This is a genomic window from Micromonospora sp. NPDC000121 (genome assembly GCF_042899165.1).
Lineage (GTDB): Bacteria > Actinomycetota > Actinomycetes > Mycobacteriales > Micromonosporaceae > Micromonospora.
On sequence record NZ_JBIAZP010000009.1, the window covers coordinates 289,564 to 302,560 of the forward strand.

The window sequence follows — 12,997 nt, forward strand, 5'->3', positions numbered from 1 at the left end:
GCCTGGTTCCGGCTTCCGGCCCCTGCGAGGCGCGCGACCGAGGCGACGCGCCGCTCGTCGCGCAGCGCGTCCAGCCCCCGGGTCAGTCGTCGATCGTGACGCTGGTGATCCAGGACGGCGGCGGCGGCGCACCCGACCCGATCAGCCCCGCGACGACCCGCGTGGACTCCAGCGGCGCCGCCGGCCACGGCGTCAAGCCGTCGGTCAGCACCACCACGATGTGCGGTCGGTCGCGCAGCGCGGCCTCGATCCCGATCCGCATGTCGGTGCCGCCGCCCCCGGCCAGCCGTACCTCGCCGACGGTGTGCACCCGTCGTACGACGTGCACGGCCGCGTCGCAGGAGAGCACGGTGACCCGGTTGCCGCCGACGCCGACCGCCCGGAGCACCCCGGCGACCTCGGCGAGCGCGGCGGCGAGCTGCGGCTCGCCCATCGACCCCGACGTGTCCACCACGACCGCCACCCGGGGCACCGGACGGCGCAGGCTGGGCAGCACCACTCCGCGGGTCGCCGCGGCGCGTCGGGAGGGCCGGTGGTAGGTGTAGTCGACCGCGCCGCCGGCCCACGCGGCCGCCTCGCGTACCGCGCCCGTCAGCGCCCGCCGCCAGTCCACCCGGGGTTCGAGCACCTGGGCGGCCCAGCGTTCCCACCCGGCCGCGACGGTGCCCCGGGAGCGGACGTGCGCGCGGATCGCGTGCGCCGTCTCCCGGCGGATCGCCCCCGCCTCCACGGCGCTGACGCCGCCCGCGCCGTCGCGCTCCCACGGCCGGTCCACGCCGTGCGCCCCGGATCCGCAGTCGTGCGCTCCCACCTCGCACACCTGCGGAGGCAGCAGCGGCAGGTACGCCTCGAACAGCAGGCCCGCCGGCAGCCCGAAGGTCTTCGGCTCGATCCGGTCCGGCGGCAGCGGCAGGCGGTCGGCCACCAGGTCGTCGTTGATCTCGCAGTCCTGCGCGACGTTGACCCGGTGGTGGTCGCGCCGCTGCCCGACGGGGAGCCGGTCGGCGCGGCCGTGGTGGTCGCGCAGCAGGTGGGCCACCTCGTGGATCCACACCGCCGCGAGCTGGGCCACCGGCAGCCGGTCGACGAACCCCGGCGAGACGTGGCAGCGCCAGTGCCGGTCGACGCCCATGGTCGGCACGTGCGGCGACTCCACCACCGTGACGCTGTACAGCGCGGTCGCCAGATAGGGGCGGTCCTGCGCCGCTCGGAACCGGGCGGCGAGCAGCTTCGTGCGGTCCAGCCGGCCGCCGCCGGCACTCATCCGGCCAGGCGTCCCGACAACCGCAGCACGTCGGCGAAGGCGTGGATGGCCGGCGGCACCGGCCACGCGGTGTCGCGCAGCGCCGCCAGGTCCATCGCCGCGCGCGCCGCGACGTCCGGCACGCCCGCCTCGACCGCCTTGCCCAGCACCACCCAGCCGGCCTCCCAGCGGGACCGGTCGACCTTCGCCTGCACCGCGGAGATCACGGCGGTGAGGAACGCCAACTGCCGGTCGCCCCGCTCCGGCAGCCGGAACGCCGCCGGGTCGGCGAGCACCCGCTCCGGGTCGGGCAGGTCCAGGTGCTCCAGATAGGTGACGAACTCCAACCCCGCGCCGTCGCCGACAGCGCCGATCACCGCCAGCGCCAGCGCCTCCGCCCCGGTCCCCGCCGCGTGGTGAACGGTGAGCAGCCGCAGCACCATCTCCCAGGTGCGCGGCGACGGCCACGCGCCGCCACGGGCCTCGGCGTCGGCGGGCAGGTGGTGGGTCAGCCCCGGCCGAGCGGTGAGGAAACCCGCGATCGCGCCGCGCGCCCTGGCCAGCGCCGTGGCGGTGCGCCCGGGCCGGACCTCCGGCACGGCCACCGCCGGCCACGTGCCGGCCAGACCCCGCGCGACCGTGCGCGCGTCGTGCGTCCAGTGCAGGTGCACGAACCGGTTCGCCAGCGGCGGGGCCAGGTGCCAGCCGTCCGCTGCGCTGGTCGGCGGGTTCGCGGCCGCCACGATCCGCACCGATGCCGGCAGCGTGAGGCTGCCGACCCGGCGCTCCAGCACGACCCGCAGCAGCGCCGCCTGCACCGCCGGCGGCGCGGAGGAGAGCTCGTCGAAGAAGAGCAACCCCGATCCGGTACGCGCCAGCCGGACCGCCCAGTCCGGCGGCGCCATCGGCACCCCGTCGGTGGCCGGGGAGTCCCCGACGATCGGCAACCCGGCGAAGTCCGACGGCTCGTGGACGCTGGCGATGACCGTCTCCAGGGGCAGGCCCAACCCGTCGGCGAGCTGCTGGAGGGTGGCGGACTTGCCGATGCCCGGCTCGCCCCACAGCAGCACCGGCAGGTTCGCCGAGACCGCCAGGGCCAGCGCCTCGACCTTCGGGTCGGCGGCCGGCTCCGTCCGCCACGCCCGGGTGGCGGCGACGAGGTCGTCGGCGGCGGCCAGCGCCCGCACGGCCGCCGTCATCCGTCGACCCACTCGGCCAGCACGTCCCGGATCCGGAACACCGGCTGCACGTCCTCGCCGTCGTCGTCGTACATGCTCGCCTTCCCCTCCGCCAGTTCGCGGGGGCTGCAATCGTCCTCGTCGGGGGCGTCCGGGTCGGCGCCGGCGGCCAGCAGCGCACGGACCAGCTCCGGGCCGCCGCCGTCGCCGACGGCCACGTGGAGCGCGGTGCGGCCCCGCCGGTCCCCGGCCCCGATCGGCACGCCGGCGTCGAGCAGCCTCCGGACCAGCGAGACGTCCTCCACCGCGCGCAGCTGGTGCAGCAGCGTGCCGCCCCGGCCGTCGCCCATCCTCGGGTCGAGCCCCGCGTCCAGCAGCGCGGCCAACGTCGCCGCGCCGCCGTGCTGGATCCGCAGCAGCACGTCGCGCCGCAGCTCGCGCAGGGGCCGGGGCAGCCGGCCCGGCCCGCCGCGCCACGCCTGCACGGCGGCGAAGCAGCCCGCCGACTGCCCGCCGAGGGCGCGCAGCAGCTCCTCCCCGGCGACCTCCTCGGCGGTGTGCGACACCGGGTCGAGTCGGCCGTCGCCGTGGACGAGGGTGTGCCAGGCGCCCCCGCACCGCACCGGCACCTCCACCCGCAGACCGACCACCTCCGGCCGCGCCGTTCCGGCCGACGCGGTCTCCGGCTGCTCGGCGCGCGCTGTCTCCGGCCGACCCGCCTCGGCCGGCGCGGTCTCCGCCTGCTCGTCCTGTGCCGGCTCGGCCTGCCCGGGCTCCGGGGCCCCCGGCCGCGCGGTCTCGGCCCGCGCCGCAGGCAGCCGTACCGCCGCCGGCACCGATGCGCGGTCGCCCGGCGGCGGGACGGTGTCCGGCGTGGACGGTGCCGACGGGAACAGGGCCCGACGCACCAGGGGGTGCAGCTCCGCGGGGCGGATCAGGCCGTGCCGCAGCAGGTCCAGGTCGGCGGGGCGTTCGTGGACCACGCCGGCGAAGCGGACGCGGGTGAAGTGCTCCGATTCGTACCCGACGAACCCGGCCGCAACGGTGCCGTCGCCCCGCCGCCGCACCTCGACCACCGGCCGCCCCCCGGACCAGAGCATCACCCGGTCGACGCCGTAGCGGCTTTCGAGGCGGGCCAGCTCGGCGTCCAGCCCGAGCGGGACCAGCCAGCCGCGGGCGGCGCGTGCGACCTCGCGGTTGAGGTAGTAGGTCTCCGGGACCTCGGGTTCGAGCTCGACGCCGGCCACCGCCCACGCCTCGACCATCTCGCCGCCGGCGATCAGCCGGTCGAAGACCTCGGCCCGGCTCGCCGGGTCGCCCGGGTCGACCACCGTCGCGTACGACTCGAACGGCCGGACCGCGCCGTCGGCCGCGAGGCCGGGCAGCCGGACCGGCGAGCCGCCGTACGCGCCGGCGAGACCGTCGACGTGCGCGGCGCTCCAGTACACCGGCGGCAGGTCCTGCGTGGGGTAGCCCTCGGCCCGTGCGGGGCGGACGCGCAGCCGCAGCCGCTGCGACCCGTCGACCGTCTTCGGCGCGTCCACCACCAGCGCGACGTCGCGCTCGTCGAACCGCCCGTCGGCGGTGGACAGCACGAACCGCTGGTGGGTGGCGACGCTGGTGCGGCCGCCGAGCACGCGCGGCAGGTGCCAGCGCAGCAGGTCCGGGGCGAGCGCGCCGAGGTCCGCCTCGAGCCGCTCGGCGCGGGCCCGACCGTGCTCCCTGGCCACCTCGCCCAGGTCGACCGCCACGTCGATGCGGCCCGCCGCGCAGGCGGCCCGCCAGTCGCCGGCCTCCCGGGCCGCGGTGCACGCCTCGATCATCGCGGCCGGCACGGCGTACCGCCGGACGCGTTGCCAGGTGCGGATCTCGTCGACGACGGGCGGGTTCACCGGTAGACGCTCGCGATCGCCCGGATGTCCTCGTGCGGCGCGGTGACCGGCCGCTCGGCGAGCAGCGCCGAGGCCCGGCGACGTTGCCGGCGCGGCACGCCCCCGTTGATGCCCAGGTACTCCAGCGTCGGGTGACCCTCGACGGCCTCGACGAGCCGCTTCGCGCCCCGCCCACCGACCTCCGTACGCCGCAGGTCCAGCCGGCGCAGCCGGGCGGCGGGCAGCGCGTCGGCCAGCGTCGCGGCGCCCTCGTCGCCGACCACGTTGCCGCGCGCCCCGAGGGCCCGCTCCGAGGGCGGCCGGGCCAGGTCCAGCGCCCGCCAGGCGCCCAGGTGCCGGGCCAGCGCGGTCACCCCGGCCGGGGTGATCCCGTTGCCGCCCAGGCCGAGCGTCACCTCCACCCCGTCGACCAGCTCGGCGAGGGCGGCGGCGCCGGCGTCCCCGAGGTGGTTCGCCGCCAGGTAGAGCTCCCGGACCCCGGCGGCGCGGACCAGCGCGCCGAGCACCGGCACCGCGTCCGGGCCGAAGCCGTTGCCGCCGAGGAAGAGCCGCTGCACCGGCGGCTCCCGGTCGGTCAGCGCCTCGGCGAGGGCGGCCAACCCGCGTACGCTCATCCCCACGTTGACCAGGTCCAGCGTGCGGATGGTGGAGTTCACCGCGAGCGCGGCGGCGAGGCGCCGGACGCCCTCGTCGCCGACCGGGTTGCGCTTGAGCCACAGCGCCCGCACCGTGCGGTCGCCGGCCAGCCGGGCGGCGAGCGCGTCGACCCCGGCCGGGTCGATCCGGTTGCAGCCCAGGTAGAGCGTCTCGAGGTGGTGCCCCGGGCGCAGCGCCTCGGCGACCGCTCGGGCGCCGTCCGCGCCGAGGCCGTTGGTGCCCAGCAGCAGGTGCCGCACCAGCGGCGAGTCGACCGCGGCGGCCACGATCCGGGCGGTCTGCACCGGGCCGACGCCCTGCTTGCACAGGTCGAGTCGGCCGTCCGGCTGCACCGTGCCGCGCGGGAACTCCTCGGGCCCGACCACCGCGTCCGGCACGGCGAGGCGGAGCAGCAGCGGGTCGAAGTCGGCCGGGTCGGCGAGCCCGGCGTCGGGGTCGGCGATGGCCGGGCACCGCACCGGCGTGGGATCGGTCACCAGGGCACGCTCCGGTAGTCCTTGAGGAACTGGCCGCTCACCGGCGCGCCGTGGACGCCCCGGACGATCGGGTCGTAGACCCGGGCGGCGCCGTCGACCACGTCGAGCGGCGGCCGGAATCCGAGGTCACGCTGGGCGGTCTTGCCCGGGTGCGGCCGCTCGTCGGTGACCCAGCCGGTGTCCACGCTGTTCATGTGGATGCCGCTGGCCAGATAGTCGGGGGCGACCGTGCGGACCAGCATGTTCAGCGACGCCTTGGCCATGTTGGTGTGCGGGTGCCGGGTGGTCTTGCCGGAGCGGCTGTAGCTGCCCTCCATCGCCGAGACCTGCACGACGTGCCGCTGCGGGTGGACGCTCGCCTGCATCAGCGGGCGCAGCCGGGAGGTGAGCAGGAAGGGCGCGAAGGCGTTGACCACGTGCACCTGCAACCACTCGTGCGGGCTCACGTCGGCGTCGCTGAGCACCCACGAGTTGACCTCGCGCAGGTCGAGCGGCTGGCCGGTCTCGTCGACCTGCCCGGCCGGGAAGAACGCGTCCAGCCCGGCGGGCAGGCGCTGCGCCGTGGCGGCGGCGGGCGTGGCGCCGATCGCGATCCGCGCCGCCGGCCCCTCCAGCGCCGTCGACTCGGCCGCCCGGACCTCCCGGTGGTACGCCTCCGGCCGGTACAGCGTCTGCGCCGCGTTGTTGACCAGGATGTCCAGCCCGGCGAAGCGCCGGCCGACCACCGCGACGAAGTCGAGCGTGCCGGCCAGGTCGAGCAGGTCCAGCCCGTGCACGTAGAGCCGGTCGGCCCAGTCGTCCGCGTCCGGCACGGCGGCGAAGCGGCGGGCGGCGTCCCGGGGGAACCGGGTCGTAACGATCACCTCGGCGCCGTCGCGGAGCAGCTTCAGCGCGGTGTGGAAGCCGATCTTCACCCGGCCGCCGGTCACTACGGCGGTGCGGCCGGTCAGGTCACAGCGGGCGTGCCGCCGCTCGCGGTTCTCCGCCGCGCACGGCGGGCACATCTGGTGGTAGTCGACGTCCACCCGGCGGTAGGGCAGCTTGCACACGTAGCAGTGGCGCTCCCGACGCAGCGCCCCACGCTCCACCGCGTCGTGGCCCGCGCCGTCCCGGCCCGGGTCGGCGGGTCGGCCGGCGGAGGGCGGGGCGACGTCGGGGATCTCGGTGCGGAAGCGGGTGGCGCCGGCCAGCAGCGCCCGGTCCGCCGCCCGGGTCTCGGCGTCCCGGCGGGCCTTGGCGCGCTTCTTCACCCCCCGGTGGGCGGCCGTGACCGCCCGCTCCAGCTCCTGCCGGGTCGCCTCGTCCAGGTCGCCGTCGTCGAGCCGGGCCAGGACGGCCAGACAGGCCGCCAGCTCGGCGCGGTCGACGGACACGGTGCTCCTTCGCGAAGGGGTGGCGGCGAGACCGGCCGGATTCGAACCGGCGTCCTCCAGCTTGCTGTCAAGGCGCGTCGACCTCTGCGCTACGGCCTCGCCGCGCGGGAGCATACCGAAGGCCACCGACAGCGCCTCGACTACCGTCGCGTCAGCTTCCGCGTGGCGGCGAGCAGGCCGGCGGGGGTGCGGCCCTGCGCGTCCACGGCGTCCGCGTCGGCGCCCGCCGCGAGCAGGGCCTCCATCACCTCGGTGTCGAGTGCGACCGCGGCGGCGTGCAGCGGGGTCCGGCCGTCCCGGTCGCGTTCGTCGACGTCGAGACCGGCGGCGGCGAGCGCCGGCAGCATCCTCGCGTGGTCCAGGTGGGACAACCAGTGCATCAGCGTGCCGCCCGCGCCGTCGCGCAGCCCGGGGTCGAGGCCGTCGGCGAGCAGGGCGAGCACGCCGTCGGTGTCGCCGTGCAACGCGCGGGCGAAGACGTCCTGCCGGAGCCTGCGGATCTCCTTCGGGACCGGTCTCGCCCCGGTACGCCAGGCCCGCACCGCCGCCGCGCAGCCCACGAGCGGCCCGCCCAGCCCGGCGAGCAGGAACTCCCGGCTCAGTTCCTCGTCGCTGTGGTGCGGGGTGGCGAGGCGCCCGTCGGCGAGCTGGACGACGTGCCAGTCGGACCCGCACCGGATCCGGATCGGCGCGGGTGGCGCCGGCGCCGGGGCCCGCCACGCCTGCGCCCGACGCGGAAACAACGCCTCGTGCACCAGCGGGTGCAGCTCGTCCGGCGTCAGGTCGCCCCGGCGCAGCAGCGCCACGTCGGCTGGCCCGGGCAGGCCGAAGGCGCACGGCCCGACGGCGGGCTCGTGCCAGCTCGCCCTGCGGACGCTCAGTCGGCCGTCGGCGGCGAGCTCGACGGCGAGCCGGTGGTCCGCGCTGACCTGCGTCGTCGCCGCGTAGCGGTGCGCGAGGCGGCGGGCCTCGTCGGCGAGCACGGGCAGCGCCGGCGCGTGGGCGGCGAGCAGGGCCGCGAAGCGGGCGCCGTTCTGCCGGTCCCCGTCGGGCTCGACGGCGAACCCGGCCGCCTCGTACGCCGCCACCGGCCGTCCCGCAGACAGCAGCGCGGCGAGGGCTTCCACCTCCGCGGCGCGGTCGTCGGCGGGCGCCGCACCGCCCGTGCCGCCCGGTGGGTACGGGTGGCCGTCGGGCGTGTGCCAGGCGAGCCGGGTGGCCGAGGCGCCGTACGCCCAGCGGCGTGCGTCGACCGCCTCCGCGTCCCAGCACCAGCCCGGCAGGTCGTGCCACCGGGAGGGCAGGCGATGGCTCTCGGTGACCCGCAACCCGATCCGCTGCGGGGCGCGATCGGTGAGTGGCAGCGTCGCCACCAGCAGCGGGATGCCCCGGCGGAGCAGCCGCTCGTCCGTCCGGACCGGACCGGGCAGCCGGGTGAGCACGACGGCGGCCCGCGGCAGCAGGGTGAGCGACCCGGTGCGGGGCAGGAAGCGGCGCATCAGGTCGGGGGCGAGGGCGCGCAGCTCGGCCTCGATCCGGGCGGCCTCGCCGCCGCCGTACCGGGAGGCCACGTCCCGCAGGTCGACGTGCGCGTCGACCGCCGCCGCGGCGCAGGCACCCCGCCAGTCACCGGCCCGCCGGCGGGCGGTGGCGGCCTCGACCATGCCCGGTGGCGAGGCGTACCGCAGGAACCGCAGTTGCCGGTCCCGCTCGCGTCGGCGTTCCATCTCGGCGCCCCCGTTCCGGTCGGGAGCGGGCCGGCCGGAATCGAACCGGCGTCCTCCCGATTCGCAGTCGGGCGCGACGACCTCTGCGCTACGACCCGCTCGCCGGGGAGTGTAGGGGCGCGGGCCGGCCGGATTCGAACCGGCGTCCTCCCGGTTTTGGAGACCGGGCGCGACGACCGCTGCGCTACGGCCCGCGGATCGGGCGGACGACCCCGGGCGGCGGACGGGCCGGAATCGAACCGGCGTCCTTCTCCATGAGAGGGAGACGCGACGACCTCTGCGCTACCGCCCGCCGCGAGCGAGTGTAGGGCACCGTTGGCGGACGACCCCGCGGTGCGACGAGTCCTGGTCGGTGGTGCCGCCCGGCCGCTGCGCGCTCGTCGCATGGCTGCGCGCCCCCGCCCGACCCGAGGCGGTCCGGCACGAGCGGGGGCCCGACGCGCCGCGTCAGCCCGGGGCGGCCACCGGCTCCACCGGCGGCTGCGCCACGGCGCCACCCGGGGACCGCTCGTCGTCGTCGGCCGGTGCCCGCCCCGTGTCGCCGGCCGGGTTCCCGGCGCCGCCCGCCACGGCCTCGACGCCGGCTGCCGCGTAGCCGGCTCCACTGCCGACCGCCTCGACAGCGGGCGCCACCGGCCGGTCACCGCGCGCGCGGGCGCCGACCTGTGGGTACTCGGCGGTCTCCGCGCCGCCGGTGGCGGCCGCCATGACCGCAGCCGCGGCCAGGTCCGCCACCCGCTTCGCCTCCCGCTTCACCCGGGCGCGGACCTCCTTGGCGTGCTGCTCCGCGGACTCCGCGGCCCGGCGCACCTCGTCTAGGCGGTGCAGCTCGTCGGCCAGTTCCTGCCGGGTCTCGGCGAGGCGCTGTTGCAGGTCGGTGAACTCCCGCTCGGCGCTGCCGCTGTCCTGCCGCGCCTGGGCGAGCTGCTGCTGCGCCGTCTCCAGCTCGGACTGCACCCGGGCCAGCGCCTCCCGCCGGTCCCGGAGGCCCTGCTGCGCCGCGACGAGCTGCTGCTGGTGGGCCGCGGCCTGCTCGTCGGCGCGCTGGCGGACCTTGGCCGCGTACTGCTGCGCCTCGGCGATCAGCGTCGCGATCTCCTGCTCGGCCGCCGTCCGCTGGCCGGCCAGTTCCCGCTCCGCCGTCGCGCGCTGCTCGGTGACCTCCTGCTCGGCGGCGGACCGCCGTTCGTTGATCTCCCGCTCCACGCTGGCCTGCCACTGGCCCAGCTCATGTTGGGTCTTCGCGCGCGCCGCCTGCACCTCCTGTTGGATCTGGGTACGGGCCGCAGTAAGGAACCCCTCGGCCTCGGCGCGAGCCTGTTCGATCTGCTGGGCGCTCTGCTCGTCGATCCGCTTGGCCTCCTGGAGCGCGTGGTCGTGCGCCGCCTCGCCGGCTGCCCGCAGCCGCTCCGCCGCCTCGCGGATCCGGGCCAGCTCGGCCTGGGCGTTGGCGCGGCGTTCCTCGTGCTCCTGCTCGTCCTGGGCGCGCCGGGCCGCTGCCTCCTCCGCCAGCTCCCGCAGCGTCGTGGCGGCGTGCTCCCGGGCCTCGGTGAGCGCTCGCTCCGCCTCGGCCCGCAACTCGGCGGCCTCATGGCCGGCGGCATCGGTGATCACCCCGGCCTGCTTTTCCGCCAGGGCCAGGATCTGGTCGACCATCGGCCCCAGGTCGCGGAAGGACGCCCGGTCCGGCTGCGTCGGCCGCTCGCGCAGCTCCGTGACCTCCGCGCGCAGCCGGTGCAGCTCGGCGGTCAGCTCCCGAAACTGGCCCGAGATCCGCTCCCGCTCGGCCGCCAGCGCCGACCGCTCGCCGTCGACCTGTTCGACATACCGGTCGACCTGCCGCTTGTCGTAGCCGCGCAGTGCGAGGTCAAAGCTCGGCCGCGAGGTCGCGTCCTCGCGTGCCGCGAACGGCTCCTCGCCGTGGGACATGCACCCTCCTCCGTACGATCGCGAGCGCCACGCCGGCGGGGGAGTCCGCCCCACGGGCCGTGATGTGGCGCCACGCTACCGCCGCCACGCGGACCCGCGGAACGGGGTGACCCGCGCGGCGACCGGTGGGACGGGGTGACCCGCGCGGCGACCGGTGGGACGGGGTGACCCGCGCGGCGACCCGCGGGACGGATCGGGCCGTCCGCGGCGGCGTCGGTGCCGACCACCGCCAGGTGACGTCCCACGCGGGAGTCGGTCAGGCGACGCCACCGAGTCTGAGTGGACTCGCGTGGTCTGAATGTGGAGGTGGTCGAGCCCCCGACCGCCCGCCGCCCCGAGCAACCGTGGCCAGCGTCAGGCGGGCCGGTGCGTCGCAGCGGGTTGCCGCTCCCGCCCGTCCAGGTCCCTGCGGTGCGGTTCCACCGCCCACGGCACCCCCAGCTCCGACAGCAGCGCCCCCTCGTCGGCCGCCCGGCGCAGCAGCCGGCCGATTCCGCGGATGGTCAGCACCCGGTCCGGCCCGGCGCCGGTGGCGGTGACGAGGTCCCCGTCGAGCAGCGTCGGCTCCGGCGCCGCGGTGACCGCCTCCAGCACCGTCGTGAACGGTGCCGTCCCGGCCAGCGGCGCGATCAGCGGTACGCCCGTCGGGTCGGCCCGGTGGTCGAGGAGGTTCGCCAGCAGCCCGCGCCGGCCCGGCACCTCGCGCGGGCTGGCGTCGCCGGGCAGCAGCAGGCGGTCGGTCGGGTACTCCAGCACGGCCCGGCCGGCGGTGCCGGTCACGATCACCTCGCCGGCCACGAGGTCCTCGCCGGCCAGGGTCACCGCCGCGACGATGGGCGGTCCCGACCGGGACCGCACCCGCAGCGTCGCCGTGTCGTCCACCTCGATCGGCCGGACCCGGTAGCGCTCCACCTCGATCCGCACCGGTTCCACCGGCGCGCCCCCGGCCGCCTCGGCCACCGCCAGGCACTGCATGACCGCGTGCGCCAACGGGTTGGCCAGAGCGCCGTCGAGCACCGGCCGGCCGTGCAGCGTCCGCCGCCCGGCCCACGGCGCCCGCGCGTAGTAGGCGTCGGGACGTTGCCAGGCCGCTACCGTCGCGATGCCCGTGACGGTGCCGAGCCGTCCGGCCCGGACCGCGTCGGTCAGCTCGGCAAGCGCCGCCGAGCCGAGCGCCTGGAAGCCGACCTGGCACACCCGGCCCGTCGCCGTGAGGACGGCGGACAGCTCACGGTGCTCGGCGGCGGACAGCACCGGCGGCTTCTCCAGCAGCAGGTCGGCGCCGGCGGCGAGGCAGTCCAGGGCGATCGGCAGGTGGGTGTGCGGCGGGGTGCAGACCACCACCACGTCCGGCCTGGTCGTCCGCAGCATCTCCCGGTGGTCGGTATGGACCACCGTGCCGTCCGGCACCGGCGCCGCCGGGTCGTCCTCGACCGGGCGGACGTCCACCAGGGCGACCAGTCGCAGCCGTCCGGCGGCGTGCAGCGGGGCGATGACCCGTCGGTGCCAGCGTCCGTACCCGTTCGCCCCGACCACCGCGACCCGCGGCACCTCGTCTCCCGAAGGCGCCGTAGCCCGCCCCGGGCTCGCCGCGGCGGTCGGGAATCGCGTGTCCTGCGCGCCGACGGCGGTGAGACTCGCCGGACACTCGCCCCGATCTCCTGCCCGCGCGCCGCGTACGCCGTCGTCCGGCGGCGGCTCCGGCTGTGCGGCGTCTGGTTCGCCGTCGTGATCGGGACGCTGCTGCTTCGCGGCCACGTGCTGATCGTGCCGCAGCACATCCTCTTCCGCAGCCCCACCCCTCCCGCCGCCGTCCGGATCGGCGGCGAACCGGCCGAACCTGCCGCTGTCGACCCTGCGGTTCCTGTCCATCGAGGCGCCTCTCGTCTTCCCGATGGCGCAGCTTGATGCTGGCCACGTGAGCTCGACGAGGCCACCGAGGTCGACGCCACGTCCGTCGCGGTGTCTCCCGGCACGTGATCCCGCCGCTGAGCCGACCGGCGCCGCCCTCCTCGATTGCCCGGTGCCTGCTGCGGTCCCGGCGTGTGACGCGCGACGCCCCCGGCGGATTTGACGATCTTCCTGCGGGACGCGTAGCTTTCTCTCTGCCAGCGCGGAACGGACGAAACAGGGCGAAAGCCCTGGAGGCCGGAGCGCGGAACAACCTCAGGGTCGGATGGGTTGACCTCATCGGAACCTGGACCGGGTGGGGCCCCGGATCTGCCGCGAGGCGGATTTGGCGAGGCGAAACCGACCGGGTATGGTTGACGACCGGCAGGGAACCGGGCGAGCTAGCGGGAGACCGCGGCGGCCGGCCTGTTGAATCCATGATCGGCCTGGCGAAAGCCGGTTCGTTCGTGGTGCCCGGAAATCGGGTTGAAGTGGTGTGGATCGCGAGAGAGCGGTTTGACACGGCGGAAACCGGCGGGTAACGTAGTAAAAGTGCCCGGCGCGAGAGCGGCGGGGATGTGAACGAAATGCCCCGGGTCGGGGGCTCCACGGTGTGGGGTTTCCGGGCGGTG

The 12,997-nt window shown here is 76.8% G+C and carries 8 protein-coding genes and 4 tRNA genes; all 12 read right to left on the reverse strand.

Features of this window, described 5'->3' with window-relative positions; translation table 11 throughout:
• Positions 1-82: 82 nt before the first annotated feature.
• A complete protein-coding gene (locus ACFY23_RS24555; RefSeq protein ID WP_350680914.1) occupies positions 83-1,264 on the reverse strand; it encodes a VWA-like domain-containing protein in 1,182 nt (393 codons plus the stop codon).
• Positions 1,261-2,442, reverse strand: a complete 1,182-nt coding sequence (locus ACFY23_RS24560) for a sigma 54-interacting transcriptional regulator (protein WP_350819697.1) — start codon at positions 2,440-2,442, stop codon at positions 1,261-1,263. Before ACFY23_RS24560 ends, ACFY23_RS24555 begins: the two co-directional genes overlap by 4 nt.
• The gene (locus ACFY23_RS24565) at positions 2,439-4,313 is read right to left on the reverse strand and encodes an ankyrin repeat domain-containing protein (RefSeq protein ID WP_387037835.1); all 1,875 of its coding nucleotides are present in this window, start codon (positions 4,311-4,313) and stop codon (positions 2,439-2,441) included. The genes ACFY23_RS24560 and ACFY23_RS24565 overlap by 4 nt, the downstream gene beginning before the upstream one ends.
• Positions 4,310-5,446 (reverse strand): gala protein, encoded by a 1,137-nt coding sequence (locus tag ACFY23_RS24570; RefSeq protein ID WP_350680918.1) that lies wholly within the window; start codon positions 5,444-5,446, stop codon positions 4,310-4,312. The genes ACFY23_RS24565 and ACFY23_RS24570 overlap by 4 nt, the downstream gene beginning before the upstream one ends.
• Positions 5,443-6,819, reverse strand: coding sequence for an SDR family NAD(P)-dependent oxidoreductase (locus ACFY23_RS24575; protein WP_350680920.1), 1,377 nt, complete (start codon positions 6,817-6,819; stop codon positions 5,443-5,445). The genes ACFY23_RS24570 and ACFY23_RS24575 overlap by 4 nt, the downstream gene beginning before the upstream one ends.
• A gap of 26 nt (positions 6,820-6,845) precedes the next feature.
• Positions 6,846-6,918 (reverse strand) — tRNA-OTHER (locus tag ACFY23_RS24580).
• 41 nt (positions 6,919-6,959) lie between these two features.
• On the reverse strand, positions 6,960-8,546 hold the full coding sequence (locus ACFY23_RS24585; protein WP_350680922.1) for an ankyrin repeat domain-containing protein: 1,587 nt from the start codon (positions 8,544-8,546) through the stop codon (positions 6,960-6,962).
• 24 nt (positions 8,547-8,570) lie between these two features.
• Positions 8,571-8,645 (reverse strand) — tRNA-Arg (locus ACFY23_RS24590).
• A 20-nt stretch (positions 8,646-8,665) separates the two neighbouring features.
• A tRNA-Trp gene (locus tag ACFY23_RS24595) sits at positions 8,666-8,740 on the reverse strand.
• Between the two features lie 25 nt (positions 8,741-8,765).
• Positions 8,766-8,838 (reverse strand) — tRNA-Glu (locus tag ACFY23_RS24600).
• Between the two features lie 155 nt (positions 8,839-8,993).
• A complete protein-coding gene (locus tag ACFY23_RS24605; RefSeq protein WP_350819695.1) occupies positions 8,994-10,475 on the reverse strand; it encodes a hypothetical protein in 1,482 nt (493 codons plus the stop codon).
• A 354-nt stretch (positions 10,476-10,829) separates the two neighbouring features.
• Entirely contained in the window at positions 10,830-12,026 is a 1,197-nt protein-coding gene (locus ACFY23_RS24610; RefSeq protein WP_350819694.1) for a Gfo/Idh/MocA family oxidoreductase, read from the reverse strand.
• Positions 12,027-12,997 lie beyond the last annotated feature (971 nt).